The sequence below is a fragment of the Stenotrophomonas sp. YJH_SMC_101-4 genome (genome assembly GCF_059370395.1).
Genome location: NZ_JCAFTP010000001.1, coordinates 175,436 through 196,111, shown reverse-complemented (window position 1 = coordinate 196,111; position 20,676 = coordinate 175,436). Strand labels below are relative to the sequence as shown.

The following is a 20,676-nucleotide window of genomic DNA, read 5'->3' as shown; positions in this document are numbered from 1 at the left end:
AGTTTCCATGTCCGAGTCCCCCGCCCCGCGCCCCTCCCGCCCGCTGCCGCCGGTAGCCATCGTGATCGGCGTGCTGTTCTTCTTCGGCCTGCTCGGGCTGATGATCTACGGGGTGATGAAATCGGGTGATCCGCAGCGCGACGTGCTGCCCTCGGCGCTGATCGACAAGCCGGCGCCGGCGTTCGCCCTGCCGGTGCTGCACGACCCGGAGATGATCGTGCACAGCGACGAACTGCGCGGCGCGCCTTACCTGTTGAACGTATGGGGCAGCTGGTGCGCGGCCTGCCGCGAGGAACACCCGGTGCTGACCCGTTTCGCCGAGAGCAAGCGCGTGCGCGTGATCGGCTACAACTGGAAGGACGAGCCGACCGATGCCCTGCACTGGCTGGAGCAGCTGGGCAACCCGTTCATGGTCGTGCTCAGTGATGTTGAAGGCCGCACCGCCATCGACTGGGGCGTGACCGCTGCACCGGAGACCTTCCTTGTTGACGGCAGCGGCATCGTGCGCTGGAAGTACAGCGGTGCGATGACCCAGCGCGTAGTCGACGAGAAGCTGATCCCGGCGCTGGAAAAGATCGAGAAGGCCCAAGGCAATGCCGGCAGCACGCTGCACACGGCGCCCTGAGCCCATGCGCTGGCTGCTGGCGCTGCTGCTTCTGATGCTGCCGCTGGCCGCAGTGGCACAGCAGCCGCTGCACGATCCCCAGCCGCTGCAGTTCCGCGATGGCGCCGAAGAACGCCGCTTCCATGACCTGGCCGCGCAGCTGCGCTGCGTGCAGTGCCAGAACCAGTCGCTGGCCGATTCCAACGCGCAGATCGCGCAGGATCTGCGCCGCGAGGTGCTGCAGCTGATGCAGCAGGGCCACGACGATGCACAGATCAAGCAGTTCCTGGTCGCCCGCTACGGTGAGTTCGTGCTCTATCAACCACCGTTGCAGCCGGGCACCTGGCTGCTGTGGGGCGGTCCCCTGCTGATGCTCGGCGCCGGCGCACTGGTGGTGCTGGGCATTGTCCGCCGTCGTGGCCGTACGGTCGGCGCAGCACCGGCCGGCAAGGCCGATGAAGGAGACGGATGGTGAGCCATTGGCTGCCGGTGCTGGCCGGTCTGGTGGCCGCACTGATGGCGGCGCTGGTGCTGTGGCCGCTGCGCCACCACGGTCGCCGCGGTTTCGCGGTCGGCGTGTTCGCGCTGGGCGTGGCCGGTGCCTGCCTGTATCTGCTGGTCGGTGATCCGCGTGCAGCACAGGTACAACCGACGCCGTCGGTAGCCACCCTGCGCGATGGCGTACAGGCCCTGCAGGATGCACTGGAGCGTGACCCACAGCGGGCCGATGGCTGGGCACTGCTGGGCCGGTCGCAGGCCGAACTGGGCAACGCCGCAGCCGCGGCGGACGCCTTCGCACGTGCCGCCGCTCTCGCCCCGGAAGACTCCGGCGTGCTGGTGGAAGCGGCGCAGGCACGTGCGCAGGCCGATGCCGGCAAGCAGTTCGATGACACCGCGATGGCCTGGTTGCAACAGGCGCGTGCACAGGCACCCGATGCCGAGCGCGCCAGCTGGCTGCTGGGCATCGCCCTGCGCCAGCGCGGAAAGAATGCCGAGGCCGCGGATGTGTGGAGCGGCCTGCTGCCACGGCTTGAGCCCGGCGCCGCGCAGGCGCTGCAGGCGCAGATCGCCATCGCCCGCGAAGCCGCAGGCCTGGCACCCGATGCCGCCCCTGCAGCACCAGCGGCGCTGCTGCAGGTACGCGTGCAGCTGCCTGCGCTGGAGAATGCCGAGTGGCCGGCCAGCACCCGGGTATTCGTGCTGGCCCGCGCCGTGGGTGGACCGCAGATGCCGGTGGCCGCACGCAAGCTGCCGCTGGCCGGTTTCCCGGCCACGGTCGGGCTGGGCGACGCTGACAGCCCGATGCCGACCGCGCCGCTGTCGGCACATCGCGACGTGGAAGTGCTGGCACGCATCTCGCGTACTGGTAGCGCCAATCGCAGCGAGGGCGACCTGCAAAGCGACGTGGTGCGGGTGACGCTGCCGCATGACGGCGTGGTTGAGCTGCGGTTTCCCTGACCTGTAGAGCCGAGCCCACGCTCGGCTGCGATTGGGTTGCCGGCGCCCGCCAGCCGAGCATCGGCTCGGCTCTACAGCAGATCCACGCCATGCGTGGATACGACGGTCCGGTCCGCGTCCACCCGCTGCTGGAAACCAGCGTGTCGCCAGCTCCACATGCGGCCCCGCTAGAATGGCTGCATGACCGAATTCATCCCGCCCGGCACCCGCTTCCACGCCCTGCCCTCGCCCTTCCCGTTCAAGCGCGGGGGCGCCCTGCACGGCGCGCGCGTGGCCTACGAAACCTGGGGAACACTGGCGGCCGACGCCAGCAATGCGATCCTGATCGTGACCGGCCTGTCCCCAGACGCGCATGCAGCGGCCAACGAGGCCAACCCGGCACCGGGCTGGTGGGAAGCGATGGTTGGCCCCGACAAACCCATCGATACCAACCGCTGGTTCGTGGTGTGCGTGAATTCGCTGGGCAGCTGCAAGGGCTCGACCGGCCCCGCTTCGCTCAACCCGGCCAACGGTCAGCCCTACCGCCTGGACTTCCCCGAGCTGTCGATCGAAGACGGCGCACGCGCCGCCATCGAGGTCGTGCGCGCCCTGGGCATCGAGCAGCTGGCCTGCGTGGTCGGCAATTCGATGGGCGGCATGACCGCACTGGCCGTGCTGATGCTGCAGCCGGGCATCGCGCGCAGCCACGTCAACATTTCCGGCAGTGCGCAGGCGCTGCCGTTCTCGATCGCGATCCGTTCGCTGCAGCGCGAGGCGATCCGTCTTGATCCGCGCTGGAATGGTGGCCACTACGACGATGCCGAATACCCCGAGTCCGGCATGCGCATGGCGCGCAAGCTGGGCGTGATCACTTACCGCTCCGCACTGGAATGGGATGGCCGCTTCGGCCGCGTGCGGCTGGATTCGGACCAGACCGACGACGATCCGTTCGGCCTGGAGTTCCAGGTGGAAAGCTATCTGGAAGGCCACGCACGGCGCTTCGTGCGTTTCTTCGATCCGAACTGCTACCTGTACCTGAGCCGCTCGATGGACTGGTTCGATCTGGCTGAATATGCCGACGGCGACGTGCTGGCCGGGCTGGCGAAGATCCGGGTGGAAAAGGCGCTGGCGATCGGCGCCAATACCGACATCCTGTTCCCGGTGCAGCAGCAGCAACAGGTCGCCGACGGCCTGCGCGCCGGCGGCGCCGATGCGCGCTTCATCGGCCTGGAATCGCCACAGGGCCACGACGCCTTCCTCGTCGATTTCGAGCGTTTCGGCCCGGCCGTGCGCGGCTTTCTCGACGCGCTGTAGGTGGCATGGCGGCGTAATCTCGCGCTGGCCGCGTTCGGCGCGTTGATCGCGCTGACGGTCAGCGGCGTGCTGCCGCTGTGGCTGGGTGGGTGGTGCCTGCTCGCCAGCGCGGTGTCGTTCGGCCTGTACGGCCACGACAAGCGCGCGGCGCAGCGAAAGCAGTGGCGTATTCCGGAGCGCACATTACAGCTGCTGGCCTTTGCCGGCGGTTGGCCCGGCGCGCTGCTGGGCCAGGCGATGTTCCGCCACAAGCACCGCAAAGCCTCGTTCCAGTGGGTGTTCTGGCTGTGCGTGCTGGCCAACGTGGCCTCGATCGCGGTGATGCTGCGCGAGTTTTCGCGATAGCCAACCTGTAGAGCCGAGCCCATGCTCGGCTCCGTACCGAGGCAGCCGAGCATGGGCTCGGCTCTACAGTAGATCCACGCCACGCGCGGATGTGCATCGGTCAAAGTTCGCGGACCAGCGCCCCATCGCGCAACCGGTACTGCGCATCGACCACGCCTTCAGGCAGGTCGTCGTGGGTGATCATCAGCAGGCTGCGCCCGTCCAGCAACCCGGAAAGGTCCCGCAACAGCGCGCGTGCGGTATCCACGTCGAGGCCTTCGGTCGGTTCGTCCAGCAACAGGATCGGTGCATTGCGCAGCAGTGCACGGGCCAGCGCCAGCCGCCGCGCCTGGCCGGCCGACATCGTCGCGCCGTTCTCCCCCACCCAGGCCTGCAGGCCACCATTGCGCTCGGCCCATTCGCCCAGGCGCACGCGGCGCAGCACTGCCCACAAGGCGGCGTCGCTGGCATCGGGATCCCCCAGGCGCAGGTTCTCGGCCACGGTGCCGGCGAACACCGGCGCGTTCTGCGGCAACCAGGCCAGCTGCCGATGCCAGTCGGCCTGGCTGAAATCGCGCAGGTCGAGGCCACCATAGGTGATTCGCCCCTGCTGCGGATCCCACAGCCGCAGCAGCAGGCTGGACAGCGTGGTCTTGCCACTGCCGCTGTCGCCACGGATGGCGATGCGTTCCCCAGGCGCCAACGTCAGCCGCAGGCCGGACAGCACCGGTCGCACCGCGCCTGGCCACTGGAAATGCACGTCATCCCAGTGCACGCGCGCGGCCTGCGGTACCGGCTGTGGCGCTGCGGGATCCTCCACCGTCGTCGCCTGCTCGACGATGGCCTGCAACCGATCAGCGGCGATCCGCCCGGACTGCAGTGACTGCCACGCCAAGCCCATCCCGGCCCACAGTTCGATCAGCGCAACAGTGAGGAACACCAGGCCCGCGGCCATTTCCGGCGCGATACGCTGCTGTTCGGCCGCGTGGAGCGCCAGTGCCAGCATCGCCACCAGCCCCAGCCCTGCGACCAGGCCATGCAGGGTCGAGGCCGCGATCAGGCGCCAGCGGCGCCGACGATCCCGCGAAGCCAGCTGCTTGGCGGCCACGCGCACCTTCAGCTGCCACGCCGCATCGGCATGCAGCGCGGCCAGATCGCCCGCGCCCTCCAACCCTTCAAAGGCGGCGGTGCGCAGTGCGGCGCGATGCGCGGCACGGTCGGCCTCTTCATCGTCACGACCTCGCACACCCAGCCACGGCACGCCGAAAGCGATCAGCAGCGCCAGCACCGCCAGCAGCACCGCCGCTGACGGCAGGATCACAGCGGCTGAAGCGATCGCCACCAGCGTCAGCGCACCCAGCGCCACCAGCGGCCCGATCGCACGCACCAGCAGGCCGTCCACTTCACCGATGTCACCGAGCAGGCGCGCCAGCAGATCGCCGGTGCGCGTGGCCCCCAGCCGTGCCGGTGCCAATGGCAGCGCGCGGCGGAAGAACCACACGCGCAGGTCGCGGGCGATGCGCAGGGTGGCATCGTGGCCCACCAGCTTTTCGAAGTAGCGCGACACGATGCGCGCCATGGTCAACCCGCGGATACCCGCGGACGGCGAGAAGAAGTTGAAGCCCTGGCCGAGGCCGGCCGCACCGGCCAATGCAGCGGCGGTGAGGAAACCACCGGACAGGCCCAGCAGTGCGGTGCCGGCCAGCATGGTGGTCCACAACAGCAGGATCGTCAGCAGCAGGCGCGGCCGATGGCGCAGGAACACGGCGCGCAGCGAATCAGGCGAACGGCTCATGCGCGCACCGCCTGTGCCGGTTCCACCAACCGACCTTCCGGCAACAACAGGCAACGGTCGGCCCAGGCGATCACCGCCGGGCTGTGGGTGGCGACCACCACGCTGCGGCCGCGTGCATAGGCGGCCAGGCTGCGCAGCAGCGCCGCTTCGGTATCGGCATCGAGGAACGCGGTGGGTTCGTCCAGCAGCAGCACCTGCGGGTCGCGCAGCAGCAGGCGGGCCAGGCCGATGCGACGTGCCTCACCACCGGACAGGCCGAAGCCGCGCTCGCCGATCACCGTATCCAGTCCCTGTGGCAGGCGCTGCGCGAACTGCAGCACCTGCGAGGCCTCGGCCACTGCGCGCAACCGCGCGTCGCTGGCGCCGGGATCGGCCAGGCGCAGGTTGTCGGCGATGCTGCCGTGGAACAGGTACGGCCGCTGGCTGGCATAGGCTACCTGCACGCCGGGCCGCAGCTGCAGCTTGCCGGCACGCGGTGGCAGCCAGCCCGCCAGTGCTTCCAGCAGCGTGCTCTTGCCGGATCCACTGGGGCCGACCAGGGCCAGCCGCTGGCCCGGTTCCAGCAGCACATCCAGATCCTGCAGCACGTCGTGCGGCGCGCCCAACGGGCGCAGCACCAGCCCCTGCGCCTGCAGCGGCGGCAACGCGGCCTCGGCCGGTTCCACAGCCAGCGGCGCACTCTCGTTCTCGATCAGGCCCTGCTCGTCCGGCAATGACTGCAGCAGACGCTCAACCTCGGCTGCCGCGGCCAGTGCATTGGCGCGGTCGTGGTAGTGCGCAGCCAACCGCCGCAGCGGCGCGTAGAACTCCGGCGCCAGCAGCAGGCAGAACAGGCCCGCGCCCAGCGTCGGCACCGCCGAATGCAGCGACATCATGCCCAGATAGCTCAGGCCCAGGTACAGCGCGACCATCGCCACGCTCACCGAGGCAAAGAATTCCAGCACCGTGGACGACAGGAAGGCGATCCGCAGCACTTTCAGGGTACGCACGCGCACACCTTCGGCGGCCGCCTCGATACCCTCCAGCTCGGCCTCGCCGCGGCCATACAGGCGCAGCAGGCCCAGGCCCTTGATGCGGTCGGCGAAGTGGCCGCTCATCCGCGCCAGCTCCCCCAACTGGGCGCGACCGGCGGCTTCGGCGCCCCAGCCCACCAGCATCATGAAGAACGGCACCAGCGGCGCGGTGAACAGCAGGATCAACGCCACCACCCAGTCAACCCAGGCCACCGCGGCCAGGATCAGCAGCGGCACCACCAGCACCTCGGTGCGCACCGGCAGGAACCCGCTGTAATAACTCTCGATCGCATCACCGTGATGCAGCATCAGTTCGCCCAGTTCGCCGGTGCGGCGCTGGCGCAGCCACAACGGGCCATGGCTGAGCAGTCGGGCGAACACTCGCTCGCGCAGGGCCAGCCGCGCGGCATCGGCTACATCCCCGGCAGCCGCTTGGGTGGCGCTGCCCAACAGCGTGCGCAGCACCAGGATCACCACCAGCCCGCCCAGCACTGGCAGCCCCGAGGCCAGCGGCGCGCGCTCCACCAGCACCTGCTGCACCAGCCAGGCGATCGCGGCGGCCTGGCCGATCAGCAACGCACCGGACAGGCTGATGCACAGGGCCGCCAGGCGTTGGCGCCCCCGGGCAGAATGGGCCAGATCAGCCAGCCACGCCGCGCGGACACGACGCTGGCGGGCAGTTTCGGCTTCCGGGGACAGGCTGTCAGGGGTCGTTTCGGCAGCGCTCAAGGGGTCTTCACGGGCAACGGGGGAGACACGGCATTGTAGGCGCAGGCAATGGCCGGCCTCTGCGGCCAGCGGTCGCAGTCTTCATCGGGTTGGCATACGATCAACCGGGGCACCTGTTCATACATTGATCTGGATCAAGGCTGTTTGAAGTAGTCGGTCACATCATTCACGTCGTAGACCACCCTTCCCGCCACCTGCAACGGCACTATCCAACGAGGTAGCCAGGCCATGATTGATCAGACAGTCGTAGAACTGTCGCGGCTGCAATTCGCGCTGACCGCGATGTACCACTTCCTATTCGTACCACTCACCCTTGGCCTGTCGTTCATGGTGGCCATCATGGAGAGCGTGTACGTGATGACCGGCAAGGAGATCTGGCGCAGGATGACCCTGTTCTGGGGCGTCCTGTTCGGCATCAACTTCGCCATGGGCGTCGCCACCGGCATCGTCATGGAATTCCAGTTCGGCATGAACTGGTCCTACTACAGTCACTACGTGGGTGACATCTTCGGCGCGCCGCTGGCGATCGAAGGCCTGATGGCCTTCTTCCTGGAAGCCACCTTCGTCGGCCTGTTCTTCTTCGGCTGGAACCGCCTGAGCAAGGTCAAGCACCTGATGGTGACCTGGCTGATGGCACTGGGCACCAACCTGTCGGCGATCTGGATCCTGGTTGCCAACGGCTGGATGCAGAACCCGACCGGTGCGGTGTTCAACCCGGAAACCATGCGCATGGAAGTGGTCGACTTCATGGCGGTGGTGTTCAACCCGGTGGCGCAGGCCAAGTTCGTGCACACCGTCAGCGCCGGCTACGTGACCGGTGCGGTGTTCGTGATGGCGATCAGCGCGCTGTTCCTGCTGCGCAACAAGCACAAGGACCTGGCCCGTCGTTCGTTCGCGGTGGCCGCGGCGTTCGGCCTGCTGTCATCACTGTCGGTGGTCGTGCTGGGTGACGAGAGCGGCTACGCCGCCAGCGAACACCAGAAGATGAAGCTGGCCGCGATCGAAGCGATGTGGGAGACCGAGCGTGCGCCGGCCGACTTCACCGCCTTCGGCATCCCGAACCAGGAAACCCACCAGAACGACTACGCGGTGAAGATCCCCTACCTGATGGGCCTGATCGCCACCCGCTCGTTGAACCAGCCGATTCCGGGCATCCTGGAACTGGTCGAGCGCGCCGAACACCGCGTGCGTGGCGGCCAGCTGGCCTACGGTGCATTGGAGCGCCTGCGCGCCAACAAGAACGACGTTGAAGCACGCGAGATGTTCGACCGCCACTGGCAGGACCTGGGCCACGGCCTGCTGCTCAAGCGCTACCGCGACGACATCCTCAACGCCACCCCGCAGGAGATCTCGCAGGCGGCGATGGACACCGTGCCGCGCGTAATGCCGCTGTTCTGGACCTTCCGCGTGATGGCCGGCCTCGGCTTCTACCTGATCGCCTTCTTCGCACTGGCCTTCTACTACTCCTGCCGCAACAACTTCCAGGACAAGCGCTGGTTCCTCAAGCTGGCCCTGTGGACGCTGCCGGCACCGTGGATCGCGATCGAGTGCGGCTGGTTCGTGGCCGAGTATGGTCGCCAGCCGTGGGCTGTCGATGGCGTGCTGCCGACCTTCTATGCGGCGTCGGGCTTGGCCCTGCATGAAATCGTGCTGACCCTGGCAGGCTTCACCGCAATCTACACCGCGCTGATCGTGGTCGAGATCAAGCTGATGCTCAAGGCGATCCGCAAGGGTCCGGACGAGGTGCTGCCGTCGCTGCAGTCGCCCCAGCCGCATGCTTCCCACAATGCCTCGGCGCCAGCCGCCGGCCAGGCCTGAGGCAGGAGAACCAAGATGGATTTCATTCTTCTGGACTACACCACGCTGCGCGTGATCTGGTGGCTGCTGCTCGGCATCCTGCTGATCGGTTTCGCCGTGATGGATGGTTTCGACCTGGGCGTGGGCACCCTGCTGCCCTTCGTCGCCCGCAACGACGCCGAGCGCCGGCGGGTGATCAACACCATCGGCCCGGTGTGGGAAGGCAACCAGGTGTGGCTGATCCTAGGCGGCGGCGCGATCTTCGCCGCCTGGCCGCCGCTCTATGCGGTCAGTTTCTCCGGGTTCTACCTGGCGATGTTCGTGATCCTGTTCGCGCTGATCCTGCGTCCGGTCGGTTTCAAGTTCCGCAGCAAGATGCCCAGCGAACGCTGGCGCAACACCTGGGACTGGGCGCTGTTCATCGGTGGCTTCATCCCGGCGCTGATCATGGGCGTGGCGGTGGGCAACGTGGTGCTGGGCGTGCCGTTCCACTTCGATGACAGCATGCGCATCTTCTACACCGGCTCGTTCTTCGGCCTGCTGATGCCCTTCGCACTGCTGGCCGGCCTGCTCAGCGTGTCGATGCTGGTCGCCCACGGTGCCGCGATGCTGGTACTGAAGACCGACGGCCCGGTGGCCGAACGTGCAGCCCGCTTCGGCAGCATCGCCGCGATCATCGCCTTCGTGCTGTTCGCAGTGGGCGGTGCCTGGGTGGCCTTCGGCCTGCCGGGCTACCAGATCACCTCGCAGGTGGTTACCGATGGCGCCACCAATCCGCTGCTGAAGACTGCCGAACTCGGCGCCGCCGGTGGCTGGATGCGCAACTACAGCGCGATGCCGGCCACGATCCTGGCGCCGCTGCTGGGCCTGGCCGGCCTGCTGGCCAGTGCGGTACTGCTGCGTGCCCGTCGCGGCGGCCTGGCCTTCATCGCCTCCGGTGCGGCCATTGCCGGCATCATCCTGACCGTCGGTTTCGCCATCTTCCCGTTCCTGCTGCCGTCCTCGAGCCAGCCCACCTCCAGCCTGACCGTGTGGGATGCCTCGTCCAGCCACCTGACCCTGTGGATCATGCTGCTGGCCACGGCGGTGTTCCTGCCGATCATCATCGGTTACACCACCTGGGTGTACCGCGTGCTGAAGGGCAAGACCACCACCGAAGAGATGGGCAACAACCCCAACGCTTACTGATTGCCGGTGTGCCGGCCCACGGCCGGCACACCCTTGAACAAAGGAGATTGACCATGTGGTATTTCGCCTGGATTCTCGGCGCCGGCCTCGCCTCGACGGTGGCCATCCTCAACGGCATGTGGTTCGAAGCCCGCGAGCAGAACCGTATCGAGAAAGAAAATCGTCGCTGAGCTGTAAAAAAACCTTGCCGCCTTGGCCTTCACACGGTATCTTAGGCGGCTCCTTCGGGGTGTAGCTCAGTCTGGTAGAGCGCTACGTTCGGGACGTAGAGGTCGCAGGTTCGAATCCTGTCTCCCCGACCACTCAAGTGGTCGCATTGAAGCCTGGTGAAGTCGTCCAGGCTTTTTTGTTCCCTGAAGTGGCACTGCTTCGGCAGTGTGAAGAAAACAGCATTCACCCCTTGCCGCCATCGGGGTGAATCGCTAGAATAGGCGGCTCCCTTCGGGGTGTAGCTCAGTCTGGTAGAGCGCTACGTTCGGGACGTAGAGGTCGCAGGTTCGAATCCTGTCTCCCCGACCACTTCGGTGGTCACCAAGAAGCCTGGAAGACATCAATGTCCTCCGGGTTTTTTTGTGCCAAGCGCCAGGCCACCCGCATGACGGGACCTTGCCAGAGCGCACACGTACAATGGCCGCGCTGCCGGCCCGCCTGCAGCCCCTACCCCCACCTGCCGCTTCGGCGTAGACCGATGCCGGCGCTGCATGCCGTTGCTGCGGCGTGCGACACCTGCAAGGACCACCGATGAGTTCCTCCACTTCCGATTCGCCGTCGCTGCTGCACGGTCGCGTCCTCGCGTTTGCCGCGATCCTGCTGGCAGCGGTCAACCTGCGCACTGCGGTCACCTCGATCACCCCGCTGCTGGACGTGCTCGGCCAGCAGTTCGGCTTCGGCACCACCATGACCGGCGTGCTGGGCATGCTGCCGACCGCCTCGTTCGCGCTGTTCGGCGTGGCCACGCCGGCACTGGCGCGGCGCCTCGGCCTGGAGCGCACCACCCTGCTGGCGATGGTGATGGCGATGGCCGGCCTGCTGCTGCGCTCCAGCGCCGGCAACGTCGGCACGCTGTTGCTGGGTTCGGTGCTGGCGCTGGCCGGCATGGGCATCGGCAACGTGGTGGTGCCGCCGCTGGTGAAGCGTTACTTCGCCAACAAGGTCGGCACCATGAGTACGCTCTACATCAGCGTGCTGCAGCTGGGCACGATGCTGCCGGCGCTGCTCGCGGTGCCGATGGCCAACGCTGCCGGCTGGCGCGTGTCGCTGGGCATGTGGGCGCTGCTGGCACTGGCCGCCGCACTGCCCTGGCTGGTGCTGGCCAAGCGCGCGCCGAAGCCGCAGGCCGACGCCACCGACCCCACCGCGCAGCCGCATGGCAAGGTCTGGCGCACGTCGCTGGGCTGGAGCATGACGCTCATGTTCGGCATGACCTCGCTGATGACCTACTCGATGTTCACCTGGCTGCCGCGCATCGTGGTCGAGGCCGGTGGCACGCCCGCGTTCGGCGGCGTGATGGTGGCCGTGTTCTCGGCACTGGGCCTGCTACCGTCGCTGGTCATCCCGTCGATGGCGGTGCGCCTGCAGAACCCGTTCCCGCTGGTGCTGATCGGCTTCTTCTCGTTCGTGATCGCCTTCACCGGCCTGCTGCTGGCACCGATGAAGGCCCCGCTGCTGTGGGCCTGCCTGCTCGGCGTCGGTCCGTCCACCTTCCCGCTGGCGCTGACCCTGATCAACCTGCGCACCCGCACCCCCACCGGCTCGGCGGCGCTGTCCGGGTTCATGCAGGGTGTGGGCTACAGCTTCAGCTGCCTGGGGCCGTTCCTGGTCGGCTGGCTGCACACCGTCAGCGACGGCTGGACGATCCCGTTCAGCTTCCTGTTCGGCTGCGCCACCCTGATGCTGTGCGCTTCCTGGGTGGCCTGCAAGCCGCGCAAGCTGGAAGACCTCTGGTAAGCCGCATGGGGCCAGCAACCGGCCCCACCTACCGCTCGTCAGCCCGTTTGCGCATTTTGACGCCGGGCTGACAATTCCGGGCGGATAGTGCCCACGAATGCCCATCCTTGCCGCGTGCCGGCATTCGGGCATGGGGGCGGCAGCGCCGCCCAGGCCACCACTCGGTGCGCGGGGGACTCTCGTTTCAGACAAGACATTGCAGGTCGCTGTCCTGGTTTCGCCCATCCCTGCTGGATGGGAGTTCGCGAGGGGAGTGACGCAGGCCACGGCCACCCCAAAATCTGGCATGTGATGTGCGTCACATTTTTCAGGTTGTCTGGTTCGGAAGCCAAGGGGGTCCCCAATGGTTGTCCACCGCCGGCTGGCGCTCTGCGTCGGCCTTGCCTGTACCGCCCTGGCCTGGGCCAGCAGTGCTGCCCCGCCCGACCGCGAGGCGGCCCTGGCCGAGATCGGCCGCTACCGCGACCAGGCCCGCTGGCTGGATGCCCTCGGCGCCATCGAGCGCGCCAGCCAGCAGCAGCCCAACGACGATCTGCTGTTCAAGCTGCGCGTACTGACCCTGGGCGACATCGGCAATGCGTGGCGCGCCTGGGCGCTGTACCAGCAGCGCCCGCAGCTGTTCGACGCTGCACAGAAGCAGCGCATCGAAGGCGACTACCTGGCCAAGCTGGTGGTCTGGAGCCTGGCCTACAGCAGCAGCGAAGACAGCCGGCTGGAAGAGGCCGAATCAACCCTGGCGCGCATGCAGCGCTACCTGGGCGCCGAAGGCACTCCACCCGCGCAGGCGCCACTGCGCATCCGCATGGACCGGCTGATCCTGCTCAACCGGCTGGGCCGCCATGCGCAGGTGCGCGAGGAAGCCCGCGCACTGCAGGCCGAAGGCCATGCCCTGCCCGACTATGTGCTGCCCGCAGTGGGCGATTCGCTGATGGGCACCCTGCACCCGGAGGAAGCCATTCCGGTGCTGCAGGCAGCGGTCGCTGGCGATCCAACGCGCGACGCCTCGCATTCGGAACTGGCTTACGCCTACCTGGAAAGCGAGCAGCAGGAAAAGGCCGTCGACCTGCTGCAGGCGTGGCGCGACAAGGAACCTGCCTGGCGCTGGAGCAACGGGAAGTCGCCGTATCCAAACTGGTCGCGCTACGAGGCCGACCTCAACCTGGCGATGGTGCGCGCCTACAGCGGTGACCTGCCCACCGCGCAGCGCGATCTGGAATCGATGGTCGACATCGCACCGGGCAACGGCGGCCTGCAGAGTGCGCTGGGCAGTGTCTACATGATGCGCGGCTGGCCACGCAGGGCGCTGCAGCGGCAACAGATGGCGCATGCGCTGGACCCGCGCGACATCGAGCCCCGGCTGGGCATGCAGGAAGCCTACGTCGCTCTGCAGCGTGATGACCTGGCGCGACCGCTGCACGACGATCTGGTCGCACGCTACCCCACCCAGCCCGCCGTCGAACGCATGGACCAGGCCTGGCGCGCGCATCGCGGTTGGCAGCTGAAGGCATGGACCGACATCGGACGCAGTTCCGGCGGGGGTGGCACCTCGCCGCTGGGCAACGATGATCGCCGCTATGGCATGGAGGTCCAGACACCCGTACTCGACGATCGCTGGCGGCTGTTCGCCTTCGCCGACCGGCGCTCGGTCGATTTCCAGGACCAGCGCATCGACCCGCTGTGGCTGGGCGCGGGCGTACGCTACCGCTTCGGCCGGCTGGATGCGGAAGCGGCCGTGCTGCGCGCCAACGACCACATTGGCGATACCGGCCTGCGCGTCGGCGTGGGCTGGCAGTTCAACGACTACTGGCATGCCGGACTGATTGCCGCACGCAATGATCCGGAGGCATCGATGCAGGCGCGCGTGGCCGGCATCACCGCTGACAGCGTCAGTGCGCAGGTCGACTATCGGCGCAGCGAACGCACGCACTGGGTGTTCGGCGCCAGTCGCTTCCGTTACGACGATGGCAACCATCGCGAACTGTTCAGCACCGCACTTGAACAGCGCCTGCTGACCCGCCCACGGTGGCTGATCGATGGCCTGGCCAGTGCCTACACCAGTCGTGGCAGCCGCGACGATGCCCCCTACTTCAACCCGAAGCGCGACCGCATGGTCGAGATCGGCCTGCGCATCGACCAGCAGCTGTGGCGCCACTACGAACGCCACTTCCGGCACCGGCTGACCGTCTCGCTGGGCGACTACTGGCAGGACGGCTTCGGCAGTGCGCTGGTGCCGTCGGTGTCGTACATGCACGAGTGGCAGCTGGGCCAGGGCCGCGTGTTCGAGTATGGCGTGCGCTGGTCGCGGCCGGTCTACGACGGCCATCGCGAACGCCATATCGGCTTCGAAGCCGCACTGCGCTGGGGAGACTGACATGACCCGCATCCTGCGCCTGATCGTGCTCCTGCTGCTGTCGGCTGCGCCGCCGGCCTTCGCGCAGCAGGCCCTGCATCTCGATGCGATCGACAACGGCCTGCTGATCCTCAGCTACCACGACATCCGCGACCAGGTCGCAGCCAAGGGGGATGCCGATACCTATGCGGTGAGCACGCAGAACTTCGCCGCCCACCTGGACTGGCTGGGGGCACACGGTTACCACCCGGTGTCGCTGTCGCAGGTGATCGCGGCCTCGCAGGGGCGCGCCACGCTGCCTCCGAAACCGGTACTGCTGACCTTCGATGACGGCCTGCGCAGCGTCTACGACAAGGCCTTCCCGCTGCTGCAGGCCTACCGCTATCCGGCGCTGGTGGCGGTGATCACCGACTACGTGGACATGGCACCGGGCCGCACCATCGACTATGGCTACCGCCCGTTCGGCCGCGACGACTTCATCACCTGGGCACAGCTGAAGCAGATGCACGACAGCGGCCTGATCGAGGTGGCCAGCCATACCGACGATCTGCACCACGGGGTGCTTGCCAACCCGCAGGGAAATTCCACCCCTGCTGTCGTGACCCGCATCTACCGACCGGCCACGCACAGCTACGAGAGCGAGCCACAGTACGAGCAGCGCCTGCGCGCCGATCTCGGCCGCAGTGTGCAACGCATCCAGCAGCACCTGGGCGTGCGCCCGCGCGCCATCGTCTGGCCCTATGCCGCCTACAACCAGCTGAGCAACGACATTGCCGAGCAGCTGGGCATGCCAGTGTCCTTCGATCTGGAAGGCCGCAGCACGCCGGTGGCCAGCGACCTGCATGGCCTGGCGCGCTTCCTGGTCAGCGACAACCCGACCGTGGAGGCGCTGGCCTACGAACTGCGCCGCGACGTCGCGCTCGATGGCATCCGTGCCCTGCAGATCGACCTGGATGATGTGTACGACCCCGACCCCGCACAGCAGGCGCGCAATCTGGATGCGCTGATCGAGCGGGTCAAGCGCATCGCGCCGACGCACGTCTACCTGCAGGCGTTCGCCGATCCGGACGGCAACAACACCGCCGATGCACTGTACTTCCCGAACCGCCACATGCCGATGCGCGCGGACCTGTTCAGCCGCGTTGCCTGGCAGCTGAAATCGCGTGCGGGGGTGAAGGTCTACGCATGGCTGCCGGTGCTCGGCTTCGAGCTGCCCGACCCGGCGCAGCGCAAGGCGCTGGCGATCCGCAACGGCGATGCCGATGGCATGTACCGGCTGGATTTCACCAACCCGCGAGCGCGCCAGATCATGCTCGACATCTACGAGGACCTGGCGGTCAACTCGTACCTCGAGGGCCTGCTGTTCCATGACGATGGCTATCTGCGCGACACCGAGCTGCCCACGCTGGCGGCCGGCGATGGAGGCAGCGCACGCACGCAGGCATTGATCGACTTCACCCTGGCACTGCGCAACAGCGCGCAGCACTGGCGGCCGAAGCTGGCCACGGTGCGCAACCTGTACGCCGAACCGGTGCTGCGCCCACAGAGCGAAGCCTGGTTCGCGCAGCGCCTGGACCTGTTCAACAAGGCCTACGACCAGACCGCACTGATGGCGATGCCGTGGATGGAAGGCAGCAAGCATCCGGAACGCTGGCTCGACCAGCTGTTGGGCGCGGTGCGGGCGCATGATCCACAGCTGCAGCACACCCTGTTCGAATTGCAGACCGTCGACTGGCGCAGCGGGCAACCGATTCCCGCCGAGCGCCTGCGCGCGCAGATCCGCCAGCTGCAGGCGCAGGGCGTGCACCACTTCGCCTGGTACCCGGACGACTTCATCGCCGACCAGCCCTCCACCCGCGATGCCCGCGCGGCGATGTCCGCCGGCAACTTCCCGTACCCGGAGAAGTGACATGGACATGCATCCGTTGCTGCAGGTCCTGTTCCAGTTCGCCTTCTACTACCCGATGGTGATGGCGTTCTTCTGGATGTCGGGCGGCCTGTATTACTACTTCCGGCGCGAACGCCATTCGCGTCCACGCAACGACCCGCCGCTGATGGTCGATCCACCGTTCGCGAGCCTGCTGATTCCCTGTCACAACGAGTCCGCGAACCTCGACGACACGCTCGGCGCGGCGCTGGCACAGCGCTACCCGGCCGACTACGAAGTGATCGCCATCGACGACGGCAGCAGCGACGACACCGGTGCGCGGCTGGACGCCCTGGCGGCAAAGCACCCACGGCTGCGCGTGCTGCACCTGGACCGCAACCTGGGCAAGGCCAATGCGCTGCGCATGGGTGCACTCGCCGCGCGTTCGGAGTACCTGGTGTGCATCGACGGCGACGCGATGCTGGAGGAGCACGCGCTGCACTGGATGATCTGGCACCTGGTCAGCGGCAACCGGGTCGGCGCGGTGACCGGCAATCCGCGCATCCGCAACCGCTCCACCCTGCTCGGACGCCTGCAGGTGGCCGAGTTCTCCTCGATCATCGGCATGATCAAGCGCGCGCAGCGCGTATACGGGCGCATCTTCACCATCTCCGGGGTGATCGCCGGCTTCCGTCGTACCGCGCTGCACCAGGTCGGCTGGTGGTCGGACGACATGGTGACCGAAGACATCGACATCAGCTGGCGCCTGCAGCGGGCGCACTGGGACATTCGCTACGAACCCAACGCACTGTGCTTCATCCTGATGCCGGAAACGCTGAAGGGGCTGTGGAGGCAGCGGCTGCGCTGGGCCCAGGGTGGCGTGGAGGTGATGCTGCGCCACGCCCGCTCGCTGCTGCACTGGAAGGAGCGGCGCATGTGGGGCGTACTGCTGGAGTACGTGCTGAGCGTGATCTGGGCTTACACCATGTTGTTCATCGTGGTGCTGTGGGCGCTGGGCAAGTTCATCGAACTGCCGCCGCAGCTGCATATCGCCAGCCTGCTGCCGGAATGGCACGGCGTGATCCTGGCCCTGGTCTGCCTGCTGCAGTTCGCCAGCAGCCTGATCATCGACCGTCGTTACGAAACACAGATTGGACGCAACTACTTCTGGGTCATCTGGTACCCGATGGCGTACTGGTTGATCAGCCTTTCCACCACCCTGGTGGCGTTGCCGAAAACCCTGCTGCGCCGTCGCAGCAAGCGCGCCACCTGGACCAGTCCCGATCGGGGGATCCGATGAACGCACAACGCCCGTCCAACCGCTTCGACTCGCGGATGATCCGCAAGCCGCATCGCCAACCACGCTTCCAGCGCACCGCCTGGGGCTTCGTCACCCTCGCGTTCTGGGGGTTCTACTTCTACCTGTGGGCACCGTTGGTGACCCTGCTCTCGTGGCTGATCGGCGGGCAGATGGCCTGGCAGCAGCTGTACGAGCGCAAGAACCAGTTCGACCCCTATGTGCTGGTGGCGCTGCCGCTGATGCTGCTGTGCGCCAGCGTGCTGCTGATCGGCTGGGCCGAGTACAACCGCGCGCGCTTCCGCGGCCACGACCGGCGCCTGCCGCGGCCGCTGGCCAGCCTCAACGAAGTGGCCGCCGACCTGGGGGCCAGCACCGGGCTGGCCGAGCGCCTGCTCGGCTGCAAGGCCGCCACGCTGCACATGGACGATCACGCGCGGCCGATCGGCATCCGCCGCGAGGTGGTGTAACCCGACAACCCGGTGGGTGCCGACCCTGGTCGGCACTTGCTTTGGTAGATGCCGACCTTGGTCGGCACCGGGGTCTACCGCGAAGAGCATCCACGCACGGCGTGGATCTACGTGCGCGTCTGCCCTTCACCGCGCACGACAAATCGTTCGACGGTGAGTGCTTCCAGGCCCATCGGGCCGTAGGCGTGCAGGCGCGTGGTGGAAATACCGATCTCGCTGCCCAGGCCCAACTGTCCACCATCGGAAAAGCGCGATGAGGCATTCACCATCACCACCGCCGAACGCAGCGCGTTGACGAAGCGCTCGGCGTGGACCGCGTCTTCGGTCGCAATCACTTCGGTATGGTCGGAGGTATAGCGGCGGATGTGCGCGATGGCCGCATCGAGGTCATCCACCACCCGCACGGCCAGCACCAGATCCAGGAACTCGGCGGCGTAATCCGCATCGGTGGCTGCGGTGCTACCCGGCAGCAACGGCTGCGCAGCCGCGTCGGCGCGCAGCTCCACGCCGCGCTCGCCGAGCGCCTGTGCCACGCGCGGCAGGAACGCTTCGGCCACATCGCGGTGCACCAGCAGGGTCTCCAGCGAATTGCAGGCCGACGGACGACTGCACTTTCCGTCCACCAGCAGATCGATGGCTTTGCCGAGGTCGGCGCTGGCATCCACGAACAGGTGGCAGACACCCTTGTAGTGCTTGATCACCGGCACCCGCGCATGTTCGGCAACGAAGCGGATCAGGCCTTCGCCGCCGCGCGGAATCGCCAGATCGATCAGTTCATGCAGCTGCAGCAGTTCCAGCATCGCTTCGCGGCGCAGGTCGGTCAGCACGGTCACCGCCGCCGGTGGCACGCCATTGGCCTTGAGCGCGCCCGCCAACGCCTGGGCGATGGCTGTGTTGGAATGGATCGCTTCGGAGCCACCGCGCAGGATCACGCCATTGCCGGCCTTCAGGCACAGCGCAGCCGCTTCGGCGGTCACGTTCGGGCGCGCCTCATAGATCATTGCGATCACACCCAGCGGCACGCGTACCTTCTGCACGCGGATGCCGTTTGGACGCGCATCGTCGCGGGTGATCTGGCCGACGGGATCGGGCAGCGCGGCGACCTCACGCACGGCTTCGGCCATCGCGAACAGGCGTGCCGGGTCCAGCGCCAGGCGGTCGAGCATGGCGCTGCCAACGCCCTTGTCGCGCGCGGCGGCGAGGTCACGTGCATTACCGGCAAGGATCAGCCCGGCATTCACTTCCAGCGCCTGTGCCATGGCCAGCAGCAGCGTGCGGCGGGCCGCACTGTCGAGGCCGGCAACGTTCTGGGCCGCGTCACGGCAGGCACGCGCCTGCGTTTCGATGTCGCTCATCGGGGAGTCCTTCAAACCGGTCATGGCAGCACCAGATCGTCGCGATGGACGACGCTGCCGCCGTAGTTGTAGCCCAGCACGGCCTCGATGTCGCGCGAATGGCGGCCGGCGATCCGGCGCACATCATCGGCCGCGTACTGGCTGACGCCGCGCGCGACGCAGACACGGCCCTGCGGCGCGTTCCAGCACACCTGCACCATGTCGCCACGGCGGAACACGCCCTCCGCGCCGGTGATGCCACCGGGCAGCAGCGAGGCGCCCTTCTCGCGCATGGCCTGCGCCGCGCCGGCATCGATCACGATCGCGCCCTCGACCAGCGGCGCGTGCCGCAGCCAGTGCTTGCGTGCGGCCTCGCGGCTGCGTGCGGCGTGGATACGGGTACCGAACAGGCGATCCTGCGCCAGCGCGCGCACCACGTCGCCACTGCGGCCATTGAACAGATAGGTTTCTATGCCGAGGCGACCGGCCTTCGCCGCCGCCTCCAGCTTGGTGCGCATGCCGCCGGTACCAGCGCGCGAGCCGGCGCCACCGGCCATCGCCAGCACCTCGTCACTCAGTTCCGGCACGTCGTGCAACGGCCGCGCGTCGGCCACGGTGCGCGGGTCGGCGCTGTACAGGCCGTCGATGTCAGTGGCGATGAACAGTGCATCGGCATCGACCAGCGCCGCCACGGTCGCGGCCAGGTTGTCGTTGTCGCCGAGCTTGAGCTCGTCCACCGACACGGTGTCGTTCTCGTTGACCACCGGCAACGCACCCAGCCGCAGCAGTTCGTTGAGGGTAGCGCGTGCGTTGAGGTAGCGGCGGCGGTTGCGCAGGTCGTCGTGGGTCAGCAGCACCTGCGCCACCGGGCGCTCGAAGAAGCGCTGCCAGAGCCCGATCAGCTGGGCCTGGCCGAGCGCGGCCAGCGCCTGCCGCGCCGCCATCGCCGCGCCGGGCTCATCGGCCCGCGGCAGGATCGCGCGCCCGGCAGCGACCGCGCCGGACGATACGATCACTACCTCACGCCCGGCCAGTACATTGGCAGAGACGAACTGTGCCAGGCCCAGCGCGTGGCGTGGCGACAGGCCGCCGCCATCGGCTGCCAGCAGGCTGCTGCCGACCTTCAGCACTGCACGCCGCCATGGTGGCAGCGCTTGTTCGGGGAACGGCGAGGCGACGTGGGCAGCGTGCTGGATCATCGGTCAGGCTC

At 67.6% G+C, this 20,676-nt stretch carries 17 protein-coding genes and 2 tRNA genes; 15 read left to right on the top strand and 4 right to left on the bottom strand.

Features of this window, described 5'->3' with window-relative positions:
- The first annotated feature begins 7 nt into the window (after nt 1–7).
- The 5 genes from AC5P8D_RS00950 to AC5P8D_RS00930 all read left to right on the top strand — a co-directional run bounded on the left by AC5P8D_RS00950 (nt 8) and on the right by AC5P8D_RS00930 (nt 3,700).
- Complete coding sequence (locus tag AC5P8D_RS00950) at nt 8–625, top strand: DsbE family thiol:disulfide interchange protein (RefSeq protein ID WP_005410345.1); 618 nt, start codon at nt 8–10, stop codon at nt 623–625.
- 4 nt (nt 626–629) lie between these two features.
- Nucleotides 630–1,079 carry a cytochrome c-type biogenesis protein gene (locus AC5P8D_RS00945; protein WP_019336393.1) on the top strand — a complete coding sequence of 150 codons (450 nt, stop codon included), beginning with the start codon at nt 630–632 and terminating at the stop codon, nt 1,077–1,079.
- Nucleotides 1,073–2,062 carry a tetratricopeptide repeat protein gene (locus AC5P8D_RS00940; RefSeq protein WP_495202998.1) on the top strand — a complete coding sequence of 330 codons (990 nt, stop codon included), beginning with the start codon at nt 1,073–1,075 and terminating at the stop codon, nt 2,060–2,062. The genes AC5P8D_RS00945 and AC5P8D_RS00940 overlap by 7 nt, the downstream gene beginning before the upstream one ends.
- 180 nt (nt 2,063–2,242) lie before the next feature.
- On the top strand, nt 2,243–3,355 hold the full coding sequence (gene metX, locus AC5P8D_RS00935) for a homoserine O-acetyltransferase MetX (RefSeq protein WP_495202997.1): 1,113 nt from the start codon (nt 2,243–2,245) through the stop codon (nt 3,353–3,355).
- Nucleotides 3,356–3,700 carry a DUF1294 domain-containing protein gene (locus AC5P8D_RS00930; RefSeq protein ID WP_019336390.1) on the top strand — a complete coding sequence of 115 codons (345 nt, stop codon included), beginning with the start codon at nt 3,356–3,358 and terminating at the stop codon, nt 3,698–3,700.
- Between the two features lie 100 nt (nt 3,701–3,800).
- On the opposite strand, the gene cydC is transcribed toward AC5P8D_RS00930, so the two are convergent.
- Both cydC and cydD read right to left on the bottom strand, forming a co-directional pair.
- Nucleotides 3,801–5,474, bottom strand: coding sequence for a thiol reductant ABC exporter subunit CydC (cydC, locus tag AC5P8D_RS00925; RefSeq protein ID WP_262102174.1), 1,674 nt, complete (start codon nt 5,472–5,474; stop codon nt 3,801–3,803).
- Nucleotides 5,471–7,216, bottom strand: a complete 1,746-nt coding sequence (cydD, locus tag AC5P8D_RS00920) for a thiol reductant ABC exporter subunit CydD (RefSeq protein WP_262102173.1) — start codon at nt 7,214–7,216, stop codon at nt 5,471–5,473. The genes cydC and cydD overlap by 4 nt, the downstream gene beginning before the upstream one ends.
- Nucleotides 7,217–7,444: 228 nt before the next feature.
- Here cydD and AC5P8D_RS00915 point away from each other — a divergent pair, with 228 nt between their 5' ends.
- The 10 genes from AC5P8D_RS00915 (at nt 7,445) to pgaD (ending at nt 18,132) form a co-directional block, all read left to right on the top strand.
- Complete coding sequence (locus AC5P8D_RS00915) at nt 7,445–9,034, top strand: cytochrome ubiquinol oxidase subunit I (RefSeq protein WP_005410352.1); 1,590 nt, start codon at nt 7,445–7,447, stop codon at nt 9,032–9,034.
- A gap of 15 nt (nt 9,035–9,049) precedes the next feature.
- Nucleotides 9,050–10,201 (top strand): cytochrome d ubiquinol oxidase subunit II, encoded by a 1,152-nt coding sequence (gene cydB, locus AC5P8D_RS00910; protein ID WP_159360392.1) that lies wholly within the window; start codon nt 9,050–9,052, stop codon nt 10,199–10,201.
- Between the two features lie 53 nt (nt 10,202–10,254).
- A complete protein-coding gene (gene cydX / locus AC5P8D_RS00905) occupies nt 10,255–10,371 on the top strand; it encodes a cytochrome bd-I oxidase subunit CydX (RefSeq protein ID WP_005410354.1) in 117 nt (38 codons plus the stop codon).
- A gap of 55 nt (nt 10,372–10,426) precedes the next feature.
- Nucleotides 10,427–10,503 (top strand) — tRNA-Pro (locus AC5P8D_RS00900).
- 140 nt (nt 10,504–10,643) lie between these two features.
- A tRNA-Pro gene (locus AC5P8D_RS00895) sits at nt 10,644–10,720 on the top strand.
- Nucleotides 10,721–10,942: 222 nt separating this feature from the next.
- Nucleotides 10,943–12,148, top strand: a complete 1,206-nt coding sequence (locus AC5P8D_RS00890) for a CynX/NimT family MFS transporter (protein ID WP_043400972.1) — start codon at nt 10,943–10,945, stop codon at nt 12,146–12,148.
- Nucleotides 12,149–12,491: 343 nt separating this feature from the next.
- Complete coding sequence (gene pgaA / locus AC5P8D_RS00885) at nt 12,492–14,519, top strand: poly-beta-1,6 N-acetyl-D-glucosamine export porin PgaA (protein ID WP_010486663.1); 2,028 nt, start codon at nt 12,492–12,494, stop codon at nt 14,517–14,519.
- Nucleotide 14,520: 1 nt separating this feature from the next.
- Nucleotides 14,521–16,407, top strand: coding sequence for a poly-beta-1,6-N-acetyl-D-glucosamine N-deacetylase PgaB (gene pgaB / locus AC5P8D_RS00880; RefSeq protein ID WP_043400969.1), 1,887 nt, complete (start codon nt 14,521–14,523; stop codon nt 16,405–16,407).
- Nucleotide 16,408: 1 nt separating this feature from the next.
- Nucleotides 16,409–17,665, top strand: coding sequence for a poly-beta-1,6-N-acetyl-D-glucosamine synthase (gene pgaC / locus AC5P8D_RS00875; protein ID WP_010486660.1), 1,257 nt, complete (start codon nt 16,409–16,411; stop codon nt 17,663–17,665).
- Nucleotides 17,662–18,132 carry a poly-beta-1,6-N-acetyl-D-glucosamine biosynthesis protein PgaD gene (gene pgaD, locus AC5P8D_RS00870; RefSeq protein ID WP_010486657.1) on the top strand — a complete coding sequence of 157 codons (471 nt, stop codon included), beginning with the start codon at nt 17,662–17,664 and terminating at the stop codon, nt 18,130–18,132. Before pgaC ends, pgaD begins: the two co-directional genes overlap by 4 nt.
- A 107-nt stretch (nt 18,133–18,239) precedes the next feature.
- Here pgaD and AC5P8D_RS00865 read toward each other — a convergent pair whose 3' ends face one another.
- Nucleotides 18,240–19,511, bottom strand: a complete 1,272-nt coding sequence (locus tag AC5P8D_RS00865) for a glutamate-5-semialdehyde dehydrogenase (protein WP_071306032.1) — start codon at nt 19,509–19,511, stop codon at nt 18,240–18,242.
- Complete coding sequence (proB, locus tag AC5P8D_RS00860) at nt 19,508–20,665, bottom strand: glutamate 5-kinase (RefSeq protein WP_057503879.1); 1,158 nt, start codon at nt 20,663–20,665, stop codon at nt 19,508–19,510. The genes AC5P8D_RS00865 and proB overlap by 4 nt, the downstream gene beginning before the upstream one ends.
- Nucleotides 20,666–20,676 lie beyond the last annotated feature (11 nt).

What these genes read in the sequence shown, in the direction of transcription:
- AC5P8D_RS00945 (WP_019336393.1), top strand. Translation starts at nt 630, where the DNA reads ATGCGCTGGCTGCTGGCGCTGCTGCTTCTGATGCTGCCGCTGGCCGCA.
- proB (WP_057503879.1), bottom strand. Translation starts at nt 20,665, where the DNA reads ATGATCCAGCACGCTGCCCACGTCGCCTCGCCGTTCCCCGAACAAGCG.
- pgaC (WP_010486660.1), top strand. Translation starts at nt 16,409, where the DNA reads ATGGACATGCATCCGTTGCTGCAGGTCCTGTTCCAGTTCGCCTTCTAC.
- pgaD (WP_010486657.1), top strand. Translation starts at nt 17,662, where the DNA reads ATGAACGCACAACGCCCGTCCAACCGCTTCGACTCGCGGATGATCCGC.
- cydX (WP_005410354.1), top strand. Translation starts at nt 10,255, where the DNA reads ATGTGGTATTTCGCCTGGATTCTCGGCGCCGGCCTCGCCTCGACGGTG.
- AC5P8D_RS00915 (WP_005410352.1), top strand. Translation starts at nt 7,445, where the DNA reads ATGATTGATCAGACAGTCGTAGAACTGTCGCGGCTGCAATTCGCGCTG.
- AC5P8D_RS00865 (WP_071306032.1), bottom strand. Translation starts at nt 19,511, where the DNA reads ATGACCGGTTTGAAGGACTCCCCGATGAGCGACATCGAAACGCAGGCG.
- AC5P8D_RS00940 (WP_495202998.1), top strand. Translation starts at nt 1,073, where the DNA reads ATGGTGAGCCATTGGCTGCCGGTGCTGGCCGGTCTGGTGGCCGCACTG.
- AC5P8D_RS00890 (WP_043400972.1), top strand. Translation starts at nt 10,943, where the DNA reads ATGAGTTCCTCCACTTCCGATTCGCCGTCGCTGCTGCACGGTCGCGTC.
- pgaA (WP_010486663.1), top strand. Translation starts at nt 12,492, where the DNA reads ATGGTTGTCCACCGCCGGCTGGCGCTCTGCGTCGGCCTTGCCTGTACC.
- metX (WP_495202997.1), top strand. Translation starts at nt 2,243, where the DNA reads ATGACCGAATTCATCCCGCCCGGCACCCGCTTCCACGCCCTGCCCTCG.
- cydB (WP_159360392.1), top strand. Translation starts at nt 9,050, where the DNA reads ATGGATTTCATTCTTCTGGACTACACCACGCTGCGCGTGATCTGGTGG.
- pgaB (WP_043400969.1), top strand. Translation starts at nt 14,521, where the DNA reads ATGACCCGCATCCTGCGCCTGATCGTGCTCCTGCTGCTGTCGGCTGCG.
- cydC (WP_262102174.1), bottom strand. Translation starts at nt 5,474, where the DNA reads ATGAGCCGTTCGCCTGATTCGCTGCGCGCCGTGTTCCTGCGCCATCGG.
- AC5P8D_RS00950 (WP_005410345.1), top strand. Translation starts at nt 8, where the DNA reads ATGTCCGAGTCCCCCGCCCCGCGCCCCTCCCGCCCGCTGCCGCCGGTA.